The organism is Mycobacterium kyogaense, from assembly GCF_036946525.1.
Lineage (GTDB): Bacteria > Actinomycetota > Actinomycetes > Mycobacteriales > Mycobacteriaceae > Mycobacterium > Mycobacterium kyogaense_A.
Map to the genome: position 1 here is coordinate 16557 of NZ_JAQIIY010000019.1, position 25188 is coordinate 41744.

Sequence of the window (25188 nt, forward strand, 5' to 3'; positions counted from 1 at the left end):
GGGGCCTAGACGTGCGCGGGTTCGCGCTGTTCGATCGGCTCGGTGTCGAGCACCTCGGCGTCGCGCAGGTTGCCCTTCAGCGCCGCGACGCGCCGCAGCTGATTGGCCATGTTCATCGACGTCAGCATCGGGATACCGCCGATGAACGTGCGGAACGACGGGTGGCCTCCGTCGAGGTGCAAGACGAAGAGGCACCCCACGACATAGAAGAAGCCGAGGGTGAACAGTGCCGCAGGAATGGCGTACGCGAGCGGGGAGCGGGCGTCGTCGATCAACTCAGCTGCATAGTGGGCTTCGTCACGCGTCAGCGGCTGCCGTTTGCGAAGCTTCGCCAGGACGTCCTTGTGCGCGCCGACGGTGTCGCCCAACGGATGCGACGTCCGCCGTTCCAGGCGGCCGATGTACACGAAAACGCATGTAGCAAACACGATTTCGGCGACTGCGGCCAATGCCGCCAGATCACCCCACAGGCCGAGTCCCACGGTGTCACTCCTCACGTTCCACCGAGAAGGTTACCCGGGCTAACTGTTTGTGACGCACGCTCACAGCAACGACACAGGAAGGGTGGTCGCGGCGCGCGTCGGTACCCTCGCGGGTGATCCCCTCACGAAAGGCGCCCCCGTTGTCGACACAATCCGCGACCGCTGTGGATGGTTTTGCCGGCTGGACGGTCGAGCTGATGGAGCGGTGGGGAGGACTCGGCGCGGGCATCGCCATCGCGGCCGAGAACCTCTTCCCGCCCGTGCCGAGTGAGGTGATCCTGCCGATGGCGGGCTTCGCCGCCCGTCTCGGTGACCTCTCCCTGGCCGAGGCGATCGCCGGCGCCACCGCGGGTTCCCTCGTCGGCGCATGGCTGCTCTACGCCCTGGGCGCGTGGCTCGGACACGACCGGATGCGTGCACTGATCCTGCGGATGCCCCTGGTGGACGCCGAGGACGTCGACAAGACGACGGCGTGGTTCGCCAGGCACGGAGCCAAGGCGGTGCTGTTCGGCCGCATGATTCCGCTGTTCCGCAGCTTCATCTCGATCCCCGCAGGTGCAGAACGCATGAACGTCGCGCTGTTCACGGTGCTGACGCTGCTGGGCAGCCTGGTGTGGAACAGCGCGCTGATCGGCGCCGGCTACCTGCTGGGGGCGAACTGGCACGCCATCGACCCCTACACCGCCGTGCTGCAGTACCTCGTGATCGGCGCCGTGGTGCTGTGGCTGGCGCGATTCGTCATGACCCGCCGGGCGCGTCGCTCGCAGCCTTGAGGTGCGCCGCGGCCGCGATCTTGAGGTGACGTCACCGAGGACCAGATCCGCTCGTTCGAGAAGGCGTCTCTCATCGTCGCCGTTGCGTCGGAGCTTTCGGATCCGGCTGCCAGTCCCGCGACATGATCGCGGGGTTCCTGCCCAGCGGCCCAGCCCGAGCGACAGTGTCGGCGACAAGGTAGCCAGTCTCACCATCCGCCGACAGAGTCGCTTACGGTGGGCCAACGGTCGATGCTTGCCGGCGGGGATTCAGTTCGCAGCACTTCGACATCGAAGCACTAAGGTCGGGCCGTGGCCGATTCCTTGAACCCGACTCAGCTGCGGGCGTACTTCGCCCTGATGGAGGCCGTCAGCCTGCTCCAGTACTCGGTGCGACAACAGCTGCAGGACGACGGTGGCCTGAGTTACGTGCAATTCGAGATCCTCGCCAAGCTCTCGGACAGCGATCGGCCGCTCACGATGACCGATCTCGCCGACGGCGTAGTCTACAGCCGATCGGGATTGACCCATCAGGCCGGCTTGCTGGAGAAGCAGGGCCTGATCACTCGCACTGCGTCCCCCGACGATCAGCGCGCCACCGTCGTCGACATCACCGAGCAAGGCCGCGAGCGAGTCGCGACCGTGTTGCCGGGACACATCCGCGTGGTGCAGGAACTGCTCTTCGACGCGCTGTCCCCCCGCGACGTGCGCGCACTCGGGGACATGATGAGCAGGGCCCGCGACCACATGCGCGCCCGCCCACCGCGCTCGGCCGCCCCCCGTAAGCGCCGCGCCGACTGACTGGGGGGCGGCCGACGGGCGTCAGGACCGGACGGGGATCAGGAGAGTCTTGCCGTGCAGACGGCCGCTGTCGGAATCGTCGTGCACGGCCGCGGCCTGATCGAGACGACGGCGGTCGGCGATCTCGATGCGCAGCTGGCCGTCGTCGACGCGGTCCACGAGCGCGGCCAGCTGACCGGCATCGCTGCGAACGAACACACGCTGCGTGCGGATGCCCCGCGGCGGGTTCTGCGGTCCGAACACCATGGTGCCGACGTGGAAACCGCCGTCGGTCAGCAGCGTGAGGAGTTCCTCGGTCTGCTCGTCCGTGGTGGACACCAGGTTGAGCACCACGTCGAACGGTGCGCCCTCGACGCTGATCGGCGACCGGTCGTAGTCGATGTAGGCCACGGTGCGATCGGCGCCGAGATCGCTCAGCCGCTGCGCATCGCGCTCTCTGGCCGTCGCGGTGACGTGGGCGCCGGCCCGCGCAGCGAGCTGAACGGCATAGCCGCCGACGGCCCCGGACGCTCCATTGATCAGCACACGCTGCCCGGCCGTGAGTCCGGCGATCTCGAACAGGGCCTGCCAGGCCGTCAGCGCGGGCTCGGGCAGGGCTGCGGCGTCGGCGAGGGGCACCGACGTGGGCGCCGCGGCCAACGCGTCGGCAGGCACCAGGGCGTACTCGGCGGCCGCGCCATCGGCGTCCAGGGGCAGGAACGCGACCACAGGGTCGCCCACGTTCCATCCGGTCACGCCGTCACCGATCTCTGCGATCGTGCCGGCCACGTCGACACCCGGGATGTGGGGGAACCGGACCTGGTAGACCTCGGCCAGGTAGCCGCCGCGGATACCGGCGTCGACCGGGTTGAACGACGTCGCCGCAACCTCGACCACCACCTGCTGTGGGCCCGGCACCGGGCGTGGCGCGTCTTCGTAACGCAGCACCTCACTGCCGCCGTACTGGTGGAATCGCACTGCCTTCATGATGTCCTCCTCGATAAAGTGCTTCGAATTCGAAGCAACTAGGAGGAGTAACTCGCTTCACTGTCGAAGCATTCCCACGGGTGGGTCGGGATCGTCAGGCTGCCGGCATCCGGCGAAGATCCGAGCCGAGTGTCGTTGGGCCGCAGCCCTGGTGAGTCAGGCGAAGCGGACGGCGAGGGTGGCCAGGCCGAAGATCTTCTTGCCCGCCGACTTCGCGCCGACGATCAGGACACCTGACCGCGTCTCGGGATCCACGGACTTGACCTTGCCGCTGAACTCGACGTCGGCGCCTTCCTTCGCCGAGACGATCGCGGGTGAAGACAACCGCACCGCGAACCGCAGTGCCGCACCGGGATCTCCCGTCCACGTCGATGCGAACCCGGCGCCCAGCCCCATCGTCAACATGCCGTGGGCGATCACATCGGGCAGCCCGGCGAGCTTGGCGATGTCCTCGTCCCAGTGGATCGGATTGGCGTCGCCGGCCACGCCGGCGTAGTTGACCAGGTCACCCCGCGACAGCCGGGTGTGGTGCAGCGCGATCTCCTCGCCCGCGGACACGTCCTCGAACGCCCGCGAGCCTGGCGTCCGGGTCGAGCCACCATCGGAGAGGCGGACGTCGCCATCGGGCCGCACGGTCTTCTCGTAGCTCTCCGGCGATCCCCCGATGTCGAGGATGTTCATGTCGTGCATCATCGCCTTCTGCACCGCGGTCTTGACGTCCGCGCCGATGTCCTCGGCCGTCACGCCGACCACCGTGGTGTGCAGCGTGTGCACGCGCTCGCCCGCAGCATCGGTGAACGTGTTGGTGACCGTGATCAGGTCGCGTCCGGCGATGCGGCGAACCGAGGTCAGCTCGACGTCGATCTTCAGCTCGTCACCGGCCACGATCGGGCGGTGTTGCTCGAAGACCTCCTCGGTCTGCATGTAGGTGTCGTAGCCGACCACGACCTCCTCGAACATCCGGCGATTGCACTGCATACCCGGTGCCGAGGTGAAGGTCAGCGGGGCGATCAGATCCGAGTAGCCCAGCGCGGCGGCGGCGTCGACGTCCCAGTGCGCGGGGTGATAGTCCTGCACGGCGCGGGCGTACTCGCGGAGCTTCTCGCGGCCGACCAGGTACGTGCCGTCCATCTGGTAGTAGTGCCCGACACGGGCTTCCAAGGGCGACGTTCCTGCTGCGGCAGTCATGGATTGCACACTAATCGGCATGGCAGAACGGTCGGCGAGGGCGGCGCGCGACGGGCTCACCGCCTCCCAGCAGCGGGCGTGGATCAGCTACATGCGGGTGTACCACCGACTGGAGTACGAGATGAATCGGCATCTGCAGCGTGACTGCGGCCTGTCGCTCGCGGACTACACGGTCCTCAACGCGCTGGACAACGCACCGGGGCGCCGTGCCCAACTGTCCAGCTTGGCCACCGTCATCGGGTGGGAGCGCAGCCGGCTCTCACACCACCTGAAGCGGATGGCCACGCGCGGGCTGATCGACCGGCTGCAATCGGCTGCTGACGGCCGAGCCGCCGACATCACGCTCACCGACGACGGCGCCCGCAGGTTCCGGGCGGCAGCCCCGCTGCACGCGGCCTGGGTGCGCGAGACCGTCTTCTCCGACACGGACCGCGGCCAGGAGACGGCACTGGCCGACGTCCTGACCACGGTCTACGACTCGCTGCTGCGGAAGGGGTCGCTGCCCCCGCCTGAGTTCGGCCCACCGGCCGGATAGCTCAGACCTGTTCTGCACCGCCGTCGACGAACACCTCCGAGCCCGTCATGAAGCTGCTCTGATCCGAGGCCAGGAACAACACCGCTGCGGCGATCTCGTCCGGTCGGCCGACGCGACCCAACGGCACGTCCGCCGCCATCTCGTCGAGCAGCCCTTGCTCGTTGCCGGGAGCGAGTCCGACGAGTCCGGGCGTCTCCACCGGCCCCGGGACGATCGTGTTGACCCGGATGCCACTGGTCGCCAACTCCGCGGCCCAGGTGCGGCCGAACGAGCGGATCGCGGCCTTCGTCGCCGCATACACACTGAAGGACGGCGTGCCGTTGGACGCCGCGGTGGAGCCCGCCAGGATGATCGAGGCTCCGCGATTGAGCAGCGGCAGCACCTTCTGCACGGTGAACAGCGTGCCGCCGACGTTGGTGGTGAACGTGGTGGTGAAGTGCTCGACGGTGATGTCACCCAGTGCAGCGAACTCGCCGCCGCCGGCGTTGGCGAACACGATGTCGAGCCCCGTGCCGTGTTGCGTGATCGCGTCCACGACCGCGTCGAGTTCCTCGGGCTTCGACACATCGCTGCGCACCCCCGTGGCGTCGGCACCGATCGACGCGACCGCCGCGTCGAGGGCGTCCTGCCGCCGGCCGGTGATCACGACGTGCGCGCCCTCGGCGGCCAGCCGCTGTGCGGCGGCCAGCCCGATCCCCGATGTCCCGCCGGTGACCAATGCGGTCTTGCCATCCAGCTGTCCCATGATGTTTCCCTTCGTCGCGGTGAACGCGCCGTACAACATGCGTGACATGTCACCTATTCCGGTATGGTCGCTACGGTGGTGACGTGTTGTTCTTGCTGTTCGGATTCGGGACCAAGCGCAAGCCCATGGGCGTGGGAGGCGTGCGGACCTGTCCTCGGTGCCACAACACCACGCAGTGGATGCGGATGCGGCAGTTCCGCCAGTTCAGCCTGTTCTTCATCCCGGTCGCGCGGTGGAAGCGGCAGGAGTTCGAGGTCTGCGGAATCTGCGGAACCGCCGTCGCAGCGTGAGATCGCTTCGGATCGGCCCCTCTGATTGGCATCTCGGATTGGTCAAGCGTCGGCGACCGGCACTATGTTTCTCGGGGTGATCTCCCGCGCTGCGCGCGTCATCGCGCGCTGGACCGTTCCTCTCCTGGCGGTTCTGACCGTCGCAGGCCTCGTGTCCCACCCGTCTGCCCCACAGCCGTCGATCCGGCTCGCCGCCGACGGCAACCCGCTGGCCGGCCTGCCGTTCTACGTCAACCCCGATTCCAAGGGCGTCCGGGCGGCGCGCGGTGCCGGCAATCCGACGCTCGACCGCGTGGTCAACACGCCGACCGCGTACTGGATGGACCAGCTCTCGACCCCGGCGGTGGACGCGAAGTACATCGCGACCGCGCAGGCGGCAGGGACCATGCCGATCCTCGCCCTCTACGGCATTCCGCACCGCGACTGCGGCAGCTTCGCCGCGGGCGGCTTCGGGTCGGCGGGCGCCTACCGCAACTGGATCGACGGAGTCGCGGGCGCCATCGGCGGCGGCCCGGCCGCCGTGATCCTCGAACCCGACGCCCTCGCGATGGCCGACTGTCTCTCGGGTGATCAGCGCCAGGAGCGGTTCGATCTGATCTCCTATGCCGTCGACACACTGACCCGCAATCCCGGCACTGCCGTGTACGTCGATGCCGGGCACTCGCGCTGGGTCAGCGCCGAGGAGATGGCCAACCGGCTCAACCAGGTGGGCGTCGCCAAGGCCCGCGGCTTCAGCCTCAACACCGCGAACTTCTTCACCACCGATGAAGAGGTCGGCTACGGCTCGGCGATCTCCGGCATGACCGGCGGCAAGCCCTTCGTCATCGACACCTCCCGCAACGGTGCCGGACCCGTCGAGGGCGATCCGCTGTACTGGTGCAACCCCGAAGGGCGGGCCCTCGGTGTGGCGCCGACCGCGAACACCGGCAACCCCCAGGTAGACGCCTTCCTGTGGGTCAAGAGGCCCGGCGAGTCCGACGGTTCGTGCGGTCACGGAGAGCCGGGAGCCGGCACATTCGTCAATCAGTACGCCATCGACCTGGCCCGCAACGCCGGCTGGTGAGAGTGCCCGCCGCGTAGGATTTCTTCCGCACGACCCCAGGCGGAAGGACAGGCGGTGGCGAGCGGACCCGATACCGCGACGCTGGAACGGGTGCTGGAAGCGGCCGGATGGGCGCCGTCCCGGCAGAACACGCAACCGTGGCACTGGCACGTCGACCCCGACGGCCTGCATCTGGATGCCGACTGGGCCCGTGGGCTCGGTGACTCGCCCTTCGATCGCTGCGATGTCCTGCTCGCTTGCGGCGCAGTCCTCGATTACTGCGCGATCGCGCTGCGCGCTGCCGGCTGGGCCACCCGGATCCGTCGGTTCCCTGACGTCGCGCTCGAACCCGGGCGGCTGGCGACCTTCGAGATGATCGCATCGGCTCCGGTGCCGGCCGCGGCCGAACTCGCCGACGTCATCCACCGTCGCCGATCGGATCGTCGCCACTACGGCTCTGCCAGGCTGCCTGACACGACGATCGAAACGCTGTTGGTGCGCGCCGCGCGTCACGGTGTGGATCTCGCGGTGGTCCCCACCGCTCGCTGGCACCGCGACGACACCGGTCAGGTACATCTGCACTTCGGCGACGGCGGGCCGTCTGCTGCTGTCGGCGACGGTGTGCTGCTCGCGCTGGGCACCGAGGACGACAGCGATGCGGCCCGGCTGCGTGCGGGCGAGGCGGCCAGCCGCGTCCTCCTGTCGGCGACGGCGCTGGGCCTGGCCTCGTGCCTGGTGACCGAGCCGCTGCGCTCGGCGCGGGACAGAGTCGCGCTGGCGTGCGACGTGTTCGACGGGACCAGGCGCCCGCAGATGCTCATCCGCATCGGTGCACCACCGGCTGAGGCGCCGGACGTTCCCGACACCCTCAGACGTCCTCTGGCCGAGACGACGACGTGGGCTGGTGCCCGCGCTTAGCCGCGGACCCGCTGCGGGGACGCCGAACGGCCCGGTGGCCGGTGCCACCCCGACTGCGCCGTCCAGATGACGTGGGCGAGGCCGTGCCCCAGCCGATCCAGGCGGGCCAGCGCGGACGACAGATCGACGGCCTGCGGCAGTTCGCCGTCGGGATCGCAGATCGACAGCATCCGGCGGACCGGGTCGCCACCCACGATGGTCCAGTCGACATCGCTGCGGGTGCAGTGCACGCTGATGTAATACAGCGCAGTGAAACCGGCCGTGCCGAAGAAGTCGACTGCGCGCAAGTCGAGCACGAGTTGTTTGGATATTCGCGTGTGCCGCTGCACATAACGGCCGAACTCGCGGCCGTTCATCGCGTCGATGGCGCCGATCACCGCGATGGCAACTCGGGTGGAGGAGCAGTGTCGAGCCTCGAAAACAGCTGAGCCACAACGCTGTTGCTCGTACTCCGAGCTGTGGTGGAGTGAAAAGCTACGGTGCTTCTCAACGGCGGTCATGGCGGGAAACCTCGGATCGGTTGAACTCGTGGACAGGCCGCGGGCTGGAAGCTCAACCAAAGTCAAGATAGTACGGATTTCGTTTGAGCGAAAGGTCTGTCTCCATTCTTCGTGCATGCCTCGCCAGCAGCGCATCTGCGGAGCGCGCACCCGCGGGATATTGACGCAGGAGGCAAACAGCGGCTGAGCACCTACGGAATCCGTCGTCTCGTGGGCGCAGGCACAATGGATCGTGCCCTCACACGCGATCATCTCGGGCTCCGGCATCGCCGGTCCCGCCCTGGCCCATCAGCTCAACGCCCGCGGATGGCGCACCACCGTTCTCGAGCGCTACCCCCAGCGCCGCGACGAGGGACAGAACGTCGACATCCGCGGCGCCGCCCGCGACGTCATCCGCCGGATGGGTGTCGACGCCGACGTGCGCGCGGCCAACACCACCGAGATCGGAACCCGATTCGTCACCGGAGACGGCCGGGTCGTGGCGTCGTTCCCCGTCGGCAGCGGGGGCCACTCCGACGGCCCCACTGCGGAACTGGAGATCCTGCGCGGGGAACTCTCGCGCATTCTCATCGAGCACACCGAAGGACAGACCGACTACCGGTTCGACACCCAGCTCGTCGACGTCACCGACCACGGTGACGCGGTGACGGTGGCGTTGAGCGACGGCTCGACGCTGGACGCCGACGTCCTGGTCATCGCCGAGGGTCTGTACTCGCGGTCGCGCCGCTTCGTCACCCCCGTCGACGTCCACACGCTGGGAATGTACTGCGCCTACGCCACGCTGCCCCGGGACGACTCCGACGAGCGGTGGTGGACATGGCAGCACGCCACCAAGTCCCGCAGCGTGCACCTACGGCCCGACAACCTCGGCACCACACGCGGGATGCTGACGTTCATGTCCGACGTGCGAGGGCTGGAGGACCTCGGCAGGGGCGACCTGCTCACGCTGCTGCGCCGCACGTTCGCCGATGTCGACGGCGCCGCACCGCGCATCCTCGACGCGCTCGATGCCGGTGCGCCGATGTACTTCTCCGCCGTCGGTCAGGTGCACCCGCCGGTCTGGAGCAAGGGGCGCATCGGACTGCTCGGCGACAGCGCCTTCTGCAACGCGACGTTCGGTGGCGCAGGTACCAGCCTCGCCCTGATCGGGGGCTACCTGCTGGCCCGCGAACTCGCCACCGGTGACGACCCGCGCGTCGCACTGCGCCGCTACCAGGACGTCATGGCGCCGTTCGTCGCGACGGCACCCACCGTGCGGGAGGGGACGCTGCGGCTGGCCAATCCGCGATCGCGCTTCGGAGTCGGTGCCGTGCACACCGTCGGTCGCATCGCCGCGGGCCCATTCGGCCGGGCGTTCAGAGCTGTGTCGGGGATGGCCGGCATCGGTGGTGACGAGCAGTCACTGGACTGAATCCCGCACCAGTGCATCGATGGCCGCGATCTCGGCTGCCGTTGCCCACGACGGATTCGACTGCATCGGAACGCGGAACACCTCCAGGTCGGCCGACTCCGGGACTGTCCGCAGTCGTGCGGCGGTCAGCGGCGCCGACAACAGCGGGATGTGCACCGGCACCCGGTGCCGGCCGTCGGCGACCACCACGTCCCCGGTGATCCGGCCCAGCCCCCAGATGCCGCGGTCCGGCCGCGTCGTCACCCACAGCGCCACCCGCTGGCCCGGCTGCATCAACCGCGTCCGATAGTTGTCGGCCACGCACCACTGTGGCGCGGCGTGCCCCGCCGAGACCATGGGCTCGACCGGTGTGAGGCGCGGGTTGACCTTGATCACCCAGGCGCCCAGCCGCTCGAGCGAGACCCGCTCAGACGTCGGAGCTCTCCCGCCACAGGTCGATGCCGGACTCGATCGCGAAGCGGTCGATCTCGGCGAGCTCCTCGTCGGTGAAGTCCAGATTCGTCAGGGCGCCCAGGTTCTCGTCCAGCTGAGCCACGCTCGACGCGCCGATCAGCGTCGAGGCAACCGTCGGCTCGCGCAGAACCCATGCCAGCGCCAGCTGGGCCAGCGACTGGCCGCGACGTTCGGCGATGGCCGCGAGGCCTCGCAGCCGATCCAGCACGTCGTCGGTGACCTGCTCGTCGTCGAAGGTCGGCCGGGCGGTAGCACGCTCCACCCCGTCGGCGGGCTGCGTCAGGTAGCGATCGGTCAACAGGCCCTGCGCCAGGGCGGTGAACGCGATCGCGCCCATGCCCGCCGTGTTCAGCTCCGCGGTGAGGCCGTCCTCGATCCACCGGTTCAGAAGTGAATACGAGGGCTGATGGATCACCAGCGGGGTGCCCAGACTCTGTGCGATAGCGGCAGCTTCGGCCGTTTTGGCCTGCGAGTACGACGAGATGCCCACGTAGCGGGTCTTGCCGGTGCGCACCGCGGTGTCCAGCGCGCCGATCGTCTCCTCGAGCGGGGTGTGGGGATCGATGCGGTGCGAGTAGAAGATGTCGACGTAGTCCAGGCCGAGCCGATCGAGGGACTCGTCGAGACTGTTCAGCACATAGGTGCGACCACCGAGCTGACCGTACGGGCCGGGCCACATGTCCCAGCCGGCCTTGGTCGAGATCAGCAGTTCGTTGCGGTACGGCTTGAAGTCCCGGCGCAGCATGCGGCCGAAGTTCTCCTCCGCCGAACCGTAGGGCGGGCCGTAATTGTTGGCGAGGTCGAAATGGGTGATGCCGCGATCGAAGGCGTGCCGCAACACTTCTCGCTGCGTGTCGAACGGCCGGTTGTCGCCGAAGTTGTACCAGAGACCCAGCGAGATCGCCGGGAGCAGCAGTCCCGAGGACCCCACCCTCCGGTAGGGCATCTCGCTGTACCGCTGGGCCGAGGCCACCCAGGGATCGTGGGTGAACGGAACATCGGGAATCGCGAACTGCTCGGCCATCTCTTCATCGTAGGCCGCGCGCGTCAGCTGTCCGGCGTCCCTTGCGGGCGTCCAGGGACACGCTGCCGGCGCCGACGATCAACAGGAAGATGCTGCCGCAGAGCATGGCGATCTCGAGGCGGCCTTCGTGGAAGAAATCCCAGACACCGCCTTCGGACGGATAGAGCGGGGCATCGCGCCACAGCAGCGGCACCTTGGTGATCGTCAGCGCGCCGATCATGTCGACGATCATCGGGATGACCGCCAACCGAACCATTAGCCCCGCGAGAATGCCGGCACCGCAGACGATTTCGACCACGCCATCGGCGTAGGCGAGTGCTGCCGGCAGAGGTATGCCCGCCTTGTCGAACCGGCCCGGGCCCAACGCGTCCGGGCGCAGGAATTTCAGCACACCTTCGCCGGCGAAGATCAGGCCGACATAGAGGCGGATCAGGACCACAGCCCCCGACGCTCGGGTGGCGGTCACGTGATCGAGGGAGAGGGGGCGTGTGGAGAGGACGGACATGCGTGCTGCCTTTCGCGACGAGGAGTGTCGTCAGGAAATACGCACGCGGGCGGCATGTCGTTCAACGGCGCAGCGGAACCGCCGCCTCGAACTGAGCCGCCTTGCCCGCCGACTGCCACGACAACCACCGCTCCCAGCGGTGCATGTTCGTCCGCTGCCACCACCGGTCCAGCGGAGGACAGGTCCGTCGGCCGATCTCCAGCGCGACGATCGCCGGAGCCCGGGCGAGCAGGAGCGCGACACCGGGCATGGCCGACGGCAACCGGTAGCGGCGGCGATTCCACGGCAGCATGTACAGGCCGAGATAGCCTGCCTGCACCCGGTAGTGGTACTCGGCGCGCAGTCGGGCGAGCCCGCGGTGCGCGGCGGTCGGGGCGAACGCCGGCACGAATGACTCGACGAGTTCGGTTCCGCTGGAACCACTGTCGTGGCTGCGGGCCGAATCGGCCATCAGCAGGATGCGCCACGCGTCGGCCACCGTCTCGGGAAAGAAGCCGTCGCAGCGCACCCCGACGAGGTGACCGCAGTACCGGTTGAAGTGCAGCACCGCGCGCATCTCGGCGGGGGACGTGAGGTGGCCGAGCAGGAACAGCCCCAGCGCCGGCGCGACGCTGCCGCCGAGCAGCGTGAGCAGCATCGCTGACTGGCTGATCGGCAGACCCCATCGCGCAGCGTCCCACTCCGGGTGCTGCCGCACCCGCTCACGGACGCTGACGTGCATGATGCGCACGTGCAGCGAGATCTGCCGGCCGAGCGAGCCCGGCGTCAGCAGCGCACCGGGGCGGCACACCTCGATCCACCACCGTGACGTCTCGAGGTAACGGTGCAGCGCGCGCTGACCGGCATAGCCGCCCGACAGGGACAGAGGGACCGCGAGCCAGCCCTCGGTGTAGGTGTCGGTGGTGCCGGCGTTGCCGAGCGCACCAAGGGCATACGCCCACCGCCGCCACACCGCGGCGCCCTGCTCCACCAGCTCGGGGTCCAGCCAGTCGGGCATCTGCTCGAACTCGGCGAACAGCGCCCGCATCGATTCCGGAGCCTCCGGGACGCTATCGATGCCGTCGCGCTGGGCCTGCTCCACGAGATCGCGTGCGCGGCGTGCTCCCAGCTCGCCGTGGTAGGTCTCGGCGACGAAGCGCTCGGCCACCGGATCACCCTCGGTGAGGCCATTCATGAAGGCCCGGGACACGGCGTCACTCGGAAACGGGTCGACCCGCGTCAGCCGCCGAACGCCGTTGCGCAGCCGCGTGCGGCGGGCGCTCACGCCGGGGTAGCGGAAGGCCGTGGGCGCCGTCGGTGGACGAACCGTCTCGGGCATTGCTCTGTCATAGCGCAGCTGCCCCGCCTGCGGGTGTATTTGGCTGCGCTGCCGCACCGATCCGAGGAGGATGACCGGATGGCCACCGTGGTGTCCGTCAACGTGGGGATGCCCCGTGATGTGTCGTGGCACGGCCGCACGGTGTACACCGGCGCCTGGAAAGATCCGGTCGCCGGACCCCGGCGGGTGCGTCGTCTCAACATCGACGGTGACGGGCAGGGCGATCTGGGTGGGCACGGCGGTGAGAACCGTGCCGTGCTCGTGTATCAGATGGATTCCTACCGGCACTGGGCCCGAGAGCTCGGCCGCGACGACCTCGAACCCGGATGGCTGGGGGAGAACCTCACCGTGGAAGGGCTGCCCGACGACGAAGTCTGTATCGGCGACCGCTTGTCCGTGGGCGATGCAGTCCTCGAGGTCACCCAGCCCAGGGTCACCTGCTACCGCGCTGGAATGCGAATCGGGGAGCCGAGGATGGCCGCGCTGCTGGTCGCTCACCGTCGACCGGGGTTCTACTGCCGGGTGATCACCGAGGGTGACGTGGAGGCGGGCCAGGAGATCGTCAAGATCTCCGACGGCCCGGAACAGATGACCGTCGCCGAGAGCGATGCGCTGCTCTATCTCCCGGGCCATCCCCGCGACGGGCTGGCCCGGGCGCTGCGCATCCCGGCCCTCAGCCCGGGTTGGCAGGGTTCCCTGCGCGCACTGGCCGACCAGGACGCTGCGGGGACCGGCAATCCCGGCTTGGCGGCCGCCGGCCCCCCGCCAGCGTGGGTGGGTTTCTGCACCCTGGTCGTGCGCGACGTGGTCGAGGAGAGCCAGTCGGTGCGCTCGGTGATGCTCGCCGACCCGTCGGATTCTCCGCTTCCAGAATGGCTTGCCGGACAATCGGTTACGGTCCGGCTGCCACGTGTCGACGGCGCCGCTGCGGTCGTGCGGACGTACTCGTTGTGCAACGCGCCCGGCAGCGCCGTATACCGCATCGGGGTCAAACGCGAACCCCACGGTGCGGCAAGCGGTTACCTGCACACGACGCTGCGCCCCGGCGACTCGCTCGACGTCGCCGCGCCGCGCGGCACGTTCTGGCTGGCCGACGACGAGTCGCCGGTGGTCCTCGTCTCCGCGGGCGTGGGCGTCACGCCGGTGCTGTCGATGCTCAACGCATTGGTCTCCAGGGCGTCGGCGCGACCGGTGTGGTGGTTGCACGGTGCGCGCAACGGGGCCGAGCACGCGTTCGGTGTCGAAGCCCGTGACGCACTGAAGACGCTGGCGCACAGCATGTCTCACGTCGTCTACAGCCAGCCGGGCTCTGCCGACCGGGCCGGGATCGACTACAGCGAGCCCGGCCGGCTCTCCGCGGCGACGCTGGAGGCGCTGGCCATTCCTCGCGAGGCCACCGCCTACGTGTGCGGGCCACAGCCCTTCATGACCGGAATGGAGGCGGCGCTGCTGGCGCACGGCCTGGACCCGTCGCGGGTGCACACCGAGATCTTCGGTGCGGGGCCGGCGCTGACTCCGGGCATCGCCGCCACCACGCTCACTGCGCATCACCCCGACGGCGACCCCGGTCCGGGTCCCGAGGTGCAGTTCGTCCGCAGCGGGCTCGCGGTGCCGTGGGGGCCGAACCGCATGAGCCTGCTCGAACTCGCCGAGGCGTGCGATGTCCCGACGCGGTGGTCCTGCCGCACCGGGGTGTGTCACAACTGCGAGACGGCGCTGTTGTCCGGGTCGGTGCGCTACGACCCCGAGCCGCTCGAACCGCCCGCGGAAGGCAACGTGTTGATCTGCTGCGCGTCACCCGTCGAACCGGTGGCCCTGGACCTCTGAAGCGTGGCTGACCCCCGCCCAAACCGACATCTGGGCGCGAAAACGGGTTGTCCTCAAGCCCATACGTCGGTTTGGGCGCAGTCAGGGGTGTCGTACGTCGAGTGCAGCGCCGATCAACGCGAGATGGCTCAACCCCTGCGGAAGGTTTCCCAAGAAGCCCCGATCCGCCGGATCGATCATCTCGGCGAACATCCCCACGTCGTTGCCGTACTCGAGCAACTCGGCCAGCAGCCCCCGCGCCTCGCCGTCGCGGCCGACCGCCCGCAGCGCCGACACCACCCAGAACGAGCACGCCACGAAGGCACCCTCACCCTCCTCCCGGGCACCGCTGTAGCGGTAGATCAGCGGGCCGGCGCCGAGTCGGTCGCGGATGGCGTCGATGGTCGCCGACATCCGCTCACTGCGGTCGAATCCACTGCCTGCGTGCAACAGCACCGAGGCGTCCAGCTTGTCGGTTCCCGGAAACCACACGTAAGCACCCACCTCCGGGGACCAGCAGCGGTGGCGGATCCAGTCGGCGATACGGTCGGCCTCGGCGGCCCACCGTTGCTGATCGCCGGGGATCTGGCCGAGCTCGGCGAGATGCACCGCGCACCGAAGTGCTTGCCAGCAGCCGAGTTTGGAGCTCGTGTAATGCCGCACCTCCTCGAGCTCCCACATCCCGGAATCGGTGCGCCGCCAGGCATCGCACGCGGCGTCGGCGAAGGTCGCCAGCAGATGGCCGGTATGGGTGTCGAGCGCGTGCCCGCCGTCGACGTAGAGCCGGACGGTGTTGAACAGGTCGGCGAAAATGCTCAACTGCAGCTGACCGGCCGCAGGATTCCCGGTGACGACGGGCCCGACGCCGCGCCACCCCGGCACGTCATGGGTGACCGGCGGCGCCGGCTGCGACCCGTCGAGGGTGAAGAACACGCCGGCCTCGCAACCGTGCCGGCGAATGGTGCGTAGCAGCCAGCTGACCGAGGCGTGCGTCTCCTCCCGCAGCCCGAGGCGCTGCAGCGCGTCGACGGTGTACGCGGTGTCCCTCACCCAGGCGAAGCGATAGTCCCAATTCTTGCCGCCGGCAGGGCGTTCGGGGAGTGACGCGGTGGCGGCTGCGGCGATCGATCCGGTGCCGCTGTCGATCAACAACTTCAGCAACAGTGCACTGCGGCGAAGGTCGGCATCGAAGTGCTCGTACCGGGGTATCTGCGCGGCCCACGTCGACCAGGCCTCGATCGCGCGGTCGATGCCGCGGTCCACCTCGTCGGCGGAGGAGAGCATCAGTGGTTCGTCGTCAGCACTGAGGAGGCCCACGACGTACCGCTGACCCGCGTGCGCCGTGAAGGTGCCCAGTGCAGCCTGGTCGGTCAGCGTCACGTCGAGGCCGGGCGACGTGCAGACGCTCATGCTCAGTGTCGCAGAGCGCAACACGGTGCCGTGCGGCGTCTCGCGCGTCCAGGGGGAGGCGGTGTCGAAGCACGTCCCCGGCGCGACGCGCCACCGCATCGGCACGCTGCCCTGGACGCCGTCGATCCGCCGACCGAGTTCGGTCCACGGCAATCGGCCGGCGACACCGACATTCATCGAATCGGTGACCCGCACGGTGCCCGTCTCGGTGACGAACGTCGTCTGCAGGACGTTCGTGGCACCCAGGTAGCGGCGGGTCGCGGTGAACGGTACGTCCGGACACAGCTCCAGGCGGCCCCCGTTGGCGGGATCGAGCAACGCGCCGAACACCGGCAGGGCATCGAGGCGCGGCAACGGCAGCCAGTCGATCGCCCCGTCGAGGGCGACGAGGGCCACGGTGCGCCCGTCGCCGATCGGGGCGTAGTCGCGCAGCGCCACGTAGCCGTCGGTCCGGTTGGCGGTGTCCTCCAGCGCGGAGGTGACCGGATCGAGCTCGGGTGCACTCACCCCGTCGCCGTTCCCCGGCCGGAGATGGCCAAACGCGGATGCATAGTGGCACTGTCACCGGGTAACCGCGCCCGCATGGCGACGATCGGTTACTTCCTGTCCTGTGAGCAGTACACCCCTGCGGGTCTGATCGAACAGGCGAAACGCGCGGAGGACGCCGGATTCGAGGCGTTGTGGATATCGGATCACTTCCACCCGTGGAACGACGAGCAAGGGCAGAGCCCGTTCGTGTGGGGAGTGATCGGTGCACTGTCGCAGGTCACCTCGCTGCCGGTCAGCACCGCGGTGACGTGCCCGACGATGCGGATTCACCCGGCGATCATCGCGCAGGCCGCAGCGACGGCGGCCGTGCAGCTCGACGGTAGATTCGTGCTCGGCGTGGGCAGCGGAGAACTGCTCAACGAGCACATCTTCGGTGATCCGTGGCCATCGGTGGGGGTGCGGCTGGAGATGCTCGAGGAGGCGATCGAGGTCATCCGCCTGCTGCATCGCGGTGACGAGGTCAGCCACCATGGCGAACACTACGAGGTGCAGGAAGCCCGCATCTACACCCGCACCGAGCAGCCGGTACCCATCTATGTGTCCGGATTCGGGCCGCAGGCAGCGGAATTCGCGGGACGGATCGGCGACGGGTTCTGTACGACGATGCCCGACGCCGAACTGGTGAAGACGTTCCGCGACTCCGGCGGCGGTGACAAGCCGGTGCAGGCGGGCACGAAGGTGAGCTGGGATCGCGATGCCGATGCCGGACTCGATGCGGCACACCGGTTGTGGGCGAACGAGGCGTTGCCCGGGCAGCTGGCGCAGACACTGCCGCGGCCGCGTGACTTCATGGCGGCGTCGACTCTGGTTCCGCGGGACATGGTGGCCGAGTCCGTGGCGTGTGGCCCTGACGCGGATGCGCATGCAGCCCAGGTGCGTCAGTACGTCGAGGCCGGGGTCGACGAGATCTACGTGCAACAGATCGGCCCAGATCTCGACGGGTTCTTCACGAGTTGGCAGCAAGACGTGCTGCCCCAGTTTCAGGGCTAGTTCTCCGTAGTTGATGGGGGCGTGGTTCGGTCAGGGGTGGCGCATCGCGGCCGTGATCGCGGCGACCCGCGGATCGGCGCGCAGCTCCTCCAGCGTTTCGGGGAGCGGCAGCCGCCAGTTCGGGTACTCGTCGACGGTGCCCGGCAGGTTCGGCTGACGTATCTCGCCGATGACGTCATAGGGCGAGATCAGCTTCAACCGGCTCGGCGTGCGGGCCAGCAGCCGGTGCATTGCGAGCACGACAGCCTCATCGGACTCATCGGCGTCGAGCAAACCCTCAGATCGCAACAGCGCCAACCACTCTGCGCGTTCGGCATCCGCGTTCGCCTGCTCGATGGGCACGTCTTTGAGCAAGCCGAGATCGGACCGCGCCCGCACATGCTCGCCCCGGAGGAAGCCCGCGGCGGTCGGAAGGTCGTGGGTCGAGATGCTCGCGGCTGCGCGCTCGGGCCACCGCGCCGGGGGGAGCAGCGGTTCGTCGGGTTGGTCGAGGTCGCGGGTGAACCACGCGACCGCACAGCCCAGCATCTCGTTGTCCGCCAGCGCTTGGGTCACCTCCGGCTCGACGGTGCCCAGGTCCTCCCCGACGACGGTGGCGCCGGCGCGATGGGCCTCCAGGGCCAACACCGCCAGCATCGCCTCCGCGTCGTAGTGGACGTAGGTGCCGCGATCGGGCCCGTCACCCGGCGGTATCCACCACAGCCGCCACAGCCCGGCGACATGGTCGATACGCAGGCCGTCGGCGTGGGACAGCACGGCGCGCAGCATGTCGCGCAACGGTGCATAACCGCTGGCGGCCAGGCGATCCGGGCGCCACGGCGGCAGGCCCCAGTCCTGGCCGCGCGGGGTGAAGTTGTCCGGCGGCGCGCCGATGCTCACCCCGCTCGCCAGCACATCGGCCAGCGCCCACGCGTCAGCGCCGTCCGCGTCGACGCCCACCGCGAGGTCGTGTAGCACCCCCAGTGCCATACCGGACGCCTTGGCCGTCTCCCGAACCGCGCCGAGCTGCGCCTCGCACTGCTGCTGAACCCATGCGTGAAAAGCCAACCGCGGAGCCAACTCACGACGAGCCGACGCCACCGCATCGCCGCCCACCTGACGCAGTTCTGTCGGCCATCGGCTCCACCGCCCGCCGTGCCGTTCGGCGAGCGCGCAGTAGGTGGCCCAATCGCGCAAGCCGTCGGATGCACCGTCGGCCAACGGATCCGGCCGTCCCGCCGAGTGCCACAGCAGCTCCAGTGCCGAGCGCTTGGCCGCCCAGACCAGGTCGTGGTCGATGCGTTCCGTGGTCGCCGACACCCGCAGCGCGTCGACATCGGCGCGAGTCGCGGGATCAGCGTCGGCGTAGGTCGGCAGGTCTTCGATCCTCAGCGCCAGCGGGTTGGCGAACCGCCGGCTCGACGGCGTGTACGGCGAGGGTTGGACCGGGTGGGTGGGACCCGGCGCGTGCAGTGGATTGAGAAGGACTGCGCCGCAGCCGTGTTCGGCTGCCGTCCACTGGACGAACTCCGTCAGGTCGCCGAGATCGCCGATTCCCCATGAGCGCTCGGACCGCAGTGCGTAGAGCTGCAGCATCCACCCCCAGGTGTCCGGGGCGGTCGGCACAGTCGGGGGAGCGGCGACGACCGTGACCTCCTGGCCGTCGCGGGTGTGCAACCGGTACCATCCCGGCGCCAGGTCCGCCGGGATCTCGTCGTGCACCTCGATGTGGGAGCCGTCCTCGGCGACCAGCAGGCTGGCCTGAGGAACCGGCCGCGCCTGGCCCGTCAACCGCACAGCGAGCGTGGGCGGCAGCACGCCTGCGCGCTCGCGCTCCTCGAGGCGGGCGAGTTCGGCGCGGCGCGCAGCCTCGGTGCCGGCCTCCACGTCCAGCAGACCGAGTACCCGGATCACGACGTCGGCATCGACATTCACCGGCTCGCGACGTTCGTTGCGGTAGAACGTCGCGACGCCGTGGGCATCGGCCAGCCGGCGCAGGTCGTCGGGCACGGGCGCGGGATCGGTGGTCACCGCGGTTCTGTACCCCGATGGGCGAGCGTTACACCGCGCCTCAGACGGCGGCGCCGACCACGTGCCCGATCCCGTAGGTGATCAGCAACGCCAGGCTGCCACCGATCACGTTGCGGGCCATGGCACGTTGCTTCGGTGCGCCGCCGAGCCCTGCCGACACCGCTCCGGTGAGCAGCAGCGCGGCCAGCACCGCCACCACAGTGACCGGCACTCGCCACGCCGTCGGCGGGAGAACGATCGCGATGATCGGCAGCAGCGCACCGATGGTGAACGACAGCGCCGAGGACAGCGCCGCCTGCCAAGGATTCGTGTATTCCCCGGGCGTGATGCCCAATTCGGCCTCGGCGTGCGCGGTGAACGCGTCATGCGAGGAGAGTTCTTCGGCGACCGTACGCGCCGTGGCCGGATTCAGGCCCTTGGCCTCGTAGAGCGCTGCGAGCTCGTCCAGTTCTGCTGCGGGGTCGTCACGCAGTTCCCGCTCCTCTTTGTTCAGCAGCGCCTTCTCCGTGTCGCGCTGCGTGCTCACCGAGACGTATTCGCCCAGCGCCATCGACACCGCACCGGCGGCCAGGCCGGCGATGCCGGCGGTCAGGATCGGCGCCCGCTCGGCGGTCGCCGCGGCGACCCCCACCACCAGACCGGCGGTCGACACGATCCCGTCGTTGGCCCCCAGGACACCGGCCCGCAACCAATTCAGCTTGGCGGCAACGGAACCGAGATGCGGCTCGTCGGGGTGGGTTTCGGTGCTCACCGCGCCACCGTAGCGAGAAACCGCGCAGGTCACCAGCAAACCTAGCCTGCCCAAACGAGGGGTGGCCGCCCCAACGAGGGGTCTACCCTTCTAGAAATGAGGTTCGGCATCGCGACTTTCGTCAACGACGACGCCATCGACACGGTGTCACTTGCCCGGGCGGTGGAGGAGCGCGGTTTCACCTCGCTCGGCATCGCGGAGCACACCCACATCCCGGCGAGCCGCGCCACGCCGTATCCCGGCGGGGGTGACCTGCCGTCGGTGTACTACCGCACGCTGGACCCGTTCGTCACACTGGCCGCCGCGGCCGCCGTGACGTCGTCGATCGAGCTGATCACCGGGATCGCGCTTCTGATCCAACGCGATCCCATCATCACCGCCAAGGAAGCCGCCAGCATCGACCTGATCTCCGGGGGACGCTTCGTCTTCGGGGTCGGCGCGGGGTGGAACCTCGAGGAGATGCGCCAGCACGGCACCGATCCCGCGACCCGGGGCGCACTGCTCGACGAGCGCCTGGAGGCGATCATCGCGTTGTGGACCACCGAGCCTGCCGAGTACCACGGTCGTCATGTGGACATCGAGTCGTCCTTCATCCGGCCCAAACCGGTGCGCACACCCCATCCGCCGGTGTTCATCGGCGGCAACTCGAACGCCACGGTGACTCGCATCGTCCGGCATCGGGCCGGGTGGCTGGCCAACCCGATTCCGTTGCCGGAGTTGCGGGATCGCGTCGGCCAGATTCGGGATCGGGCGGACTACGAGGTGCCCCTGCGGTTGTTCTCGGCGCCGAACGACCCCGAATACTGGCTGGGGGCAGCCGATCTCGGGTTCGAAGAGGCGGGTCTGCTGCTGCCGACGAAGTCGCGCGATGACTCGCTGCGCATCCTCGACCTGCTGGCCGAGCGGGTCGCGCAGTTCGGCTGACTCAGCTCGCGGCGGCGATGCGCGGAGGTGCGCCGACGGGCTGCGACGGTGTGGCGGCGGGTGCGGCCACGCGGCGTCGGCGGCGTTGATCGCGCACGATCCGACGGGTGAGTTGGCGCTCGTCGCGATCGCTGACGGACCGGATGCGCTCCGACAGGACGTCGAGCTGCTGCCAGCTCAGGCCGTCGAGGTCGCCGTCGGCGTCGTGGGTCGCCACGACGACGGCACCGCGCAGCAGAGGCACGTTCTTGGCGGTGAATTTGGTTGTCGCCATGAGCAATTCGGTGGCATGGCGGTTGATGCGGCGCTGGCAGCCAATTCGACTGCCAAGCCCCGCCGAGGAGCTGAACCAGAAATCGAACTGACGGTCGGCGCTGGTCAGCGACTGCAGTCCGCGGTCGTGCACGAGACGGTCGATATCGGCGCGGGTGTAGGCGCGTGTTTCATAAACCAGGCCCTGGGTGCTGAAGTACAGGATGGTGTTCATGGCGATGATCCATTCGTCACTTTCTCGGTGGTGGGTGACGCGTCTGACGCGTCGTTACTGGAGTTACCCATGTGACAAATGAGACAAACCTTGATAACGATTGAAACATTCCCGTCCCGCGATACGGTCGCGTGATGGACTTCGCCGACTACCGGACGTACGACACCGTCGGGCTGGCCGAGCTGGTGGCCACGCGGCAGGTGTCGGCCGACGAGTTGCTGACCGTCGCCCGGGAACGCGCCACAGCCGTCAACCCGCGCATCAACGCGATCGTGCGCGACGTGCCCGCGCCCGAGCCTCCCGACGGACCGCTGCGGGGAGTGCCGTTCCTGATCAAGGATCTGGGCCAGGACATCGCCGGCTTGCCCACGGGTTCGGGATCGCGCGCGTTGGCGTCGCGGCCGGCCACCGAGAACTCGACCGTCGTCCAACGCTGGCTCGATGCCGGCTTGGTGGTCTTCGGCAAGACCAACACACCCGAGTTCGGCGCGAAGGGCATCACCGAACCGATCGCGAACGGCGCAGCGCGCAACCCGTGGGCCCTCGCCCACAGCCCCGGCGGCTCCTCGGGCGGATCGGCCGCCGCAGTCGCCGCCGGCATCGTCCCGTGCGCGGGTGCCAGCGACGGCGGCGGTTCGATCCGCATCCCGGCCGGCTGCTGCGGGCTGTTCGGCCTCAAACCCGGCCGCGGCCTCATCCCGTCGGGCCCCAGCGCCGGGGAACCCATGCACGGCGCCGCCGTCAACGGTGTCGTGTCCCGTTCGGTCCGCGACACCGCGGTCATGCTCGATCTCCTGCGTGGCGGCGAGCCCGGCGCTCCGTACGTGCCGGCGATGCCGGACGAGCCGTTCGCAGCCACCCTGAACGCCGACCCCGCCCCACTGCGCATCGGCTACCGCGTCCCCTCGTCGATCACCCCGTCCCCGCATCCGGAGGCCTACGCGGCCGTCGACCACGCCGCCCGGGTGCTGACCGACCTCGGCCACCACGTCGAGGAGCTCTCCGCGCCGCCGTTCGACGATGCCGCCCTGGCCCGCGACTTCCTGCTCACATGGTTCGTCACGCTCGCTCACGAGGTCGATGAAGCGAAGAGGCTGACCGGCGCCGGCGACGAGTCCTTCGAACGGGACACGCTGATCATGGCCGCGCTCGGCCGGGCCACCGGTGCGGTGGACTACGTCGACGCCGTGGCCCGCCGCCACGAACACACGCGCCGGCTCACCGATTACTTCTCCACCTACGACCTGCTGCTGACGCCGACGCTGGCCAGTCCCCCGCCCGTGATCGGGGCGTTCGACCTGCCCGCTGCGCTGGCGCGCGGCGCCGACGTGCTGCTCAAGACCCGGACAGCCAAGCTGCTGCGGTTCACCAAGATCGTCGACGACATGGTCGACGACAACCTCGGCTGGGTGCCCTACACCCAGCTCGCCAACCTCACCGGCCGCCCGGCCATGTCGGTTCCGCTGCACTGGACCGCCGACGGACTACCGCTCGGGGTGCAGTTCGTCGCGCCGCTGGCCGGTGAGTCGCTGCTGCTCCGCCTCGCAGCGCAACTGGAGCGGGCCGTCCCCTGGTTCGACCGCGTTCCTGCGCTCTAACGCTCCTCGCCTGCCGGCGACTCGGCCTCGCGGCGTTCCTCCTTCAGCCGGTCCTTGCTGCGGATGAGCCGCAGCAGCGTGACCAACGCCAGACCGCCGACGATGTTGCCGACGAGGGTGTAGCCGAACCACGACAGCCACTCCAGATAGCCGAACGAGGTGCCACCCGCGATCAGCGCACCGAAGATCAGCAGCGAATCCAGGATCGAGTGGAACAGCTGCAGGCCGGCCAGCAGGAACGCGCCGGCGACGGCCGCCGCGATCTTGGCCGGCATCGAATCGGTGCCGTGCTGCATGCGCGTCATCAACGTGATGACCATGCCGCCCAGCAGCGCGAGCGCGACGGATTCGGCGTTCAGCGGTGCATCCACGAAATGCTGCGCCGACTCGATCGTCTGGGCATGCAGCTTCGGGAACGCCGTCATGACCAGCCACATGATCAGCCAGCCGCCGACGAGATTCGCGGCGAGTGTGCCGGCCCAGAGCTTGAGCAGCTGGCTGACGCTCGCGCGCTTGGCCACCACGGTGGTGACCGGAACCAGGAACCCTTCGGTGAACAGCTCGCTGCGTCCCAGCAGCAGAGCCAGGAAGCCGACGGAGAAGGCCAGCCCGGCCAGCAGCGGATTACCGGTGGCCAGCAGCACCGACAGGTAGGCGAGCACACCCATCGCCACCTCGGTGCCGCCGAAGAAACCGGTGACCAGGACTTCGCGCGCAGTGCGGTGCAGACGCTGGGTTCCCTCGTCGACCATCCGGTTGAAGGCCTGCTCGAGAGCGTCCTCGATAGGGCTGTCGGAATCGCCGAGTTCGCGCTGGTCGGTGTCCATCGCGCGCGAGTACCCACTCGCGCCCCGGTCACCCCCGCGGCGGCGCGAAATACAGCTCCTGGCGCACGGTGCACACCAACCGCCCGTCGCGGTTGAACATCGATCCGCTGCCCAGCGCCAGCGCGCCGGTGCTGCTGGGGGAGCACTGGTCGTAGAGGAGCCAGTCGGACAGGTCGGCCGGGGCGTGGAACCACAGCGAGTGGTCGCGCTGCAACGAGACGCCGGCCCTGCCCCGCGCCCGGTACACGGGCTCGGTCAGCGTCACCGCCGACAGATAGGCGACCAGCGCCGCCGTCCGCACCGGACCCTGATCGGGCAGCGGACCGTCGGGGCGCCACCAGATCCGGCTGCGCGCCGGCGGCGTCGACGCGGCATCGACGATCCGCCGCTCGAACCAGCGCAGGCTGGCCCACTGCCCGGCCGTCGCCTCCGACGATTCCGCGAGGTGTGGCGCGACCACCGGCAGCGATTCCGGCGCCGGCACCTCCGGGCACTCAGGCTGATACCCGTCGGAGGTCGGTCCCGGCGTCAGCGCGGTGAAAGACGACATCGCTTCGAGCAGGATCTGGTCCTCCTGGCGGGCCGTCACGCGGCGCGCCGAGAACGTGCGACCTTCCTGCAGGTCGACGACGTCGAACCGGACAGGCCGGCGCGCGTCGCCAGGACGGAGGAAGTAGACGTGCACGCTGTGCGGGGTGCGGTCGGGCGCGGTGAGGCTCGCGGCCAGCAGTGCCTGGGCGGAGATGTGCCCGCCGAGGATGTGGTTGGCGGGGGCGGGCAGCTGCTCGCCGCTGAACGAGCGCGCGTCGATGCGCGTCAGGTCCAACGAGGCGAGGACGTCGACCAGCGAGGAGTTCGGGGAAGAGCCCATGCCGGCGATCTTGCACGACGTTCGCCAGCTCCCAG

At 69.1% G+C, this 25188-nt stretch carries 26 protein-coding genes; 11 read left to right on the forward strand and 15 right to left on the reverse strand.

The features are described 5' to 3' along the window. Positions 1–5 precede the first annotated feature (5 nt). Positions 6–482 carry a hypothetical protein gene (locus PGN37_RS16745; RefSeq protein ID WP_335332130.1) on the reverse strand — a complete coding sequence of 159 codons (477 nt, stop codon included), beginning with the start codon at positions 480–482 and terminating at the stop codon, positions 6–8. A 197-nt stretch (positions 483–679) separates the two neighbouring features. On the opposite strand from PGN37_RS16745, the gene PGN37_RS16750 reads away from it, so the two are divergent. Both PGN37_RS16750 and PGN37_RS16755 read left to right on the forward strand, forming a co-directional pair. Then, positions 680–1255 (forward strand): DedA family protein, encoded by a 576-nt coding sequence (locus PGN37_RS16750; protein WP_335332263.1) that lies wholly within the window; start codon positions 680–682, stop codon positions 1253–1255. Positions 1256–1546: 291 nt separating this feature from the next. Continuing rightward, the gene (locus PGN37_RS16755; protein WP_335332131.1) at positions 1547–2035 is read left to right on the forward strand and encodes a MarR family winged helix-turn-helix transcriptional regulator; all 489 of its coding nucleotides are present in this window, start codon (positions 1547–1549) and stop codon (positions 2033–2035) included. Between the two features lie 21 nt (positions 2036–2056). Here the strand turns inward: PGN37_RS16755 and PGN37_RS16760 are convergent, their stop codons facing one another. Together PGN37_RS16760 and PGN37_RS16765 are read right to left on the reverse strand one after the other, a co-directional pair. Next, positions 2057–3001, reverse strand: a complete 945-nt coding sequence (locus PGN37_RS16760; RefSeq protein WP_335332132.1) for an NADP-dependent oxidoreductase — start codon at positions 2999–3001, stop codon at positions 2057–2059. Positions 3002–3157: 156 nt separating this feature from the next. Beyond that, positions 3158–4189, reverse strand: coding sequence for a fused (3R)-hydroxyacyl-ACP dehydratase subunits HadA/HadB (locus tag PGN37_RS16765; RefSeq protein ID WP_335332133.1), 1032 nt, complete (start codon positions 4187–4189; stop codon positions 3158–3160). 19 nt (positions 4190–4208) lie between these two features. Between PGN37_RS16765 and PGN37_RS16770 the strand changes: the two genes are divergently transcribed. Beyond that, complete coding sequence (locus PGN37_RS16770; RefSeq protein ID WP_335332134.1) at positions 4209–4724, forward strand: MarR family winged helix-turn-helix transcriptional regulator; 516 nt, start codon at positions 4209–4211, stop codon at positions 4722–4724. 1 nt (position 4725) lies between these two features. On the opposite strand, the gene PGN37_RS16775 is transcribed toward PGN37_RS16770, so the two are convergent. Beyond that, entirely contained in the window at positions 4726–5469 is a 744-nt protein-coding gene (locus PGN37_RS16775; RefSeq protein WP_335332264.1) for an SDR family oxidoreductase, read from the reverse strand. Between the two features lie 86 nt (positions 5470–5555). On the opposite strand from PGN37_RS16775, the gene PGN37_RS16780 reads away from it, so the two are divergent. The 3 genes from PGN37_RS16780 (at position 5556) to PGN37_RS16790 (ending at position 7719) form a co-directional block, all read left to right on the forward strand. Next, positions 5556–5759: a zinc-ribbon domain-containing protein gene (locus PGN37_RS16780; protein ID WP_335332265.1), complete on the forward strand. Its 204-nt coding sequence runs from the start codon at positions 5556–5558 to the stop codon at positions 5757–5759. 79 nt (positions 5760–5838) lie between these two features. Then, positions 5839–6822 carry a glycoside hydrolase family 6 protein gene (locus tag PGN37_RS16785; protein WP_442932951.1) on the forward strand — a complete coding sequence of 328 codons (984 nt, stop codon included), beginning with the start codon at positions 5839–5841 and terminating at the stop codon, positions 6820–6822. A 54-nt stretch (positions 6823–6876) separates the two neighbouring features. Continuing rightward, on the forward strand, positions 6877–7719 hold the full coding sequence (locus PGN37_RS16790; protein WP_335332136.1) for a nitroreductase family protein: 843 nt from the start codon (positions 6877–6879) through the stop codon (positions 7717–7719). Here the strand turns inward: PGN37_RS16790 and PGN37_RS16795 are convergent. Further along, a complete protein-coding gene (locus tag PGN37_RS16795; protein WP_442932947.1) occupies positions 7716–8486 on the reverse strand; it encodes an STAS domain-containing protein in 771 nt (256 codons plus the stop codon). The genes PGN37_RS16790 and PGN37_RS16795 overlap by 4 nt on opposite strands. On the opposite strand from PGN37_RS16795, the gene PGN37_RS16800 reads away from it, so the two are divergent. Further along, entirely contained in the window at positions 8452–9630 is a 1179-nt protein-coding gene (locus PGN37_RS16800; protein WP_335332137.1) for an FAD-dependent monooxygenase, read from the forward strand. The two genes, PGN37_RS16795 and PGN37_RS16800, sit on opposite strands and share 35 nt — an antisense overlap. Here the strand turns inward: PGN37_RS16800 and PGN37_RS16805 are convergent. The 4 genes from PGN37_RS16805 to PGN37_RS16820 all read right to left on the reverse strand — a co-directional run bounded on the left by PGN37_RS16805 (position 9619) and on the right by PGN37_RS16820 (position 12930). Further along, positions 9619–10005, reverse strand: a complete 387-nt coding sequence (locus tag PGN37_RS16805) for a hypothetical protein (RefSeq protein WP_335332138.1) — start codon at positions 10003–10005, stop codon at positions 9619–9621. The genes PGN37_RS16800 and PGN37_RS16805 overlap by 12 nt on opposite strands. A gap of 31 nt (positions 10006–10036) precedes the next feature. After that, the gene (locus PGN37_RS16810) at positions 10037–11107 is read right to left on the reverse strand and encodes an aldo/keto reductase (protein WP_335332139.1); all 1071 of its coding nucleotides are present in this window, start codon (positions 11105–11107) and stop codon (positions 10037–10039) included. 4 nt (positions 11108–11111) lie between these two features. Next, positions 11112–11546, reverse strand: coding sequence for a DoxX family protein (locus PGN37_RS16815; protein ID WP_335332140.1), 435 nt, complete (start codon positions 11544–11546; stop codon positions 11112–11114). Between the two features lie 127 nt (positions 11547–11673). Then, complete coding sequence (locus PGN37_RS16820; protein WP_335332141.1) at positions 11674–12930, reverse strand: oxygenase MpaB family protein; 1257 nt, start codon at positions 12928–12930, stop codon at positions 11674–11676. A gap of 78 nt (positions 12931–13008) precedes the next feature. Between PGN37_RS16820 and PGN37_RS16825 the strand changes: the two genes are divergently transcribed. Beyond that, a complete protein-coding gene (locus PGN37_RS16825) occupies positions 13009–14757 on the forward strand; it encodes an MOSC and FAD-binding oxidoreductase domain-containing protein (protein ID WP_335332142.1) in 1749 nt (582 codons plus the stop codon). Between the two features lie 81 nt (positions 14758–14838). On the opposite strand, the gene PGN37_RS16830 is transcribed toward PGN37_RS16825, so the two are convergent. After that, the gene (locus tag PGN37_RS16830) at positions 14839–16653 is read right to left on the reverse strand and encodes a glycoside hydrolase family 15 protein (RefSeq protein WP_335332143.1); all 1815 of its coding nucleotides are present in this window, start codon (positions 16651–16653) and stop codon (positions 14839–14841) included. A gap of 75 nt (positions 16654–16728) precedes the next feature. Between PGN37_RS16830 and PGN37_RS16835 the strand changes: the two genes are divergently transcribed. Continuing rightward, a complete protein-coding gene (locus PGN37_RS16835; protein WP_335332144.1) occupies positions 16729–17685 on the forward strand; it encodes a TIGR03557 family F420-dependent LLM class oxidoreductase in 957 nt (318 codons plus the stop codon). A 30-nt stretch (positions 17686–17715) separates the two neighbouring features. On the opposite strand, the gene malQ is transcribed toward PGN37_RS16835, so the two are convergent. Then, positions 17716–19695: a 4-alpha-glucanotransferase gene (gene malQ / locus PGN37_RS16840; RefSeq protein WP_335332145.1), complete on the reverse strand. Its 1980-nt coding sequence runs from the start codon at positions 19693–19695 to the stop codon at positions 17716–17718. A gap of 40 nt (positions 19696–19735) precedes the next feature. Then, positions 19736–20446, reverse strand: a complete 711-nt coding sequence (locus PGN37_RS16845) for a VIT1/CCC1 transporter family protein (protein WP_335332146.1) — start codon at positions 20444–20446, stop codon at positions 19736–19738. A 96-nt stretch (positions 20447–20542) separates the two neighbouring features. On the opposite strand from PGN37_RS16845, the gene PGN37_RS16850 reads away from it, so the two are divergent. Continuing rightward, positions 20543–21370 carry an LLM class F420-dependent oxidoreductase gene (locus PGN37_RS16850; RefSeq protein ID WP_335332147.1) on the forward strand — a complete coding sequence of 276 codons (828 nt, stop codon included), beginning with the start codon at positions 20543–20545 and terminating at the stop codon, positions 21368–21370. A 1-nt stretch (position 21371) separates the two neighbouring features. Here the strand turns inward: PGN37_RS16850 and PGN37_RS16855 are convergent, their stop codons facing one another. Further along, positions 21372–21857 carry a hypothetical protein gene (locus PGN37_RS16855; RefSeq protein ID WP_335332148.1) on the reverse strand — a complete coding sequence of 162 codons (486 nt, stop codon included), beginning with the start codon at positions 21855–21857 and terminating at the stop codon, positions 21372–21374. A gap of 134 nt (positions 21858–21991) precedes the next feature. On the opposite strand from PGN37_RS16855, the gene PGN37_RS16860 reads away from it, so the two are divergent. Further along, on the forward strand, positions 21992–23455 hold the full coding sequence (locus PGN37_RS16860) for an amidase (protein WP_335332149.1): 1464 nt from the start codon (positions 21992–21994) through the stop codon (positions 23453–23455). Here the strand turns inward: PGN37_RS16860 and PGN37_RS16865 are convergent. Then, positions 23452–24282: a formate/nitrite transporter family protein gene (locus PGN37_RS16865; RefSeq protein ID WP_335332150.1), complete on the reverse strand. Its 831-nt coding sequence runs from the start codon at positions 24280–24282 to the stop codon at positions 23452–23454. The genes PGN37_RS16860 and PGN37_RS16865 overlap by 4 nt on opposite strands. Positions 24283–24310: 28 nt before the next feature. After that, positions 24311–25153 carry an acyl-CoA thioesterase gene (locus tag PGN37_RS16870; protein ID WP_335332151.1) on the reverse strand — a complete coding sequence of 281 codons (843 nt, stop codon included), beginning with the start codon at positions 25151–25153 and terminating at the stop codon, positions 24311–24313. Positions 25154–25188: the final 35 nt, after the last annotated feature.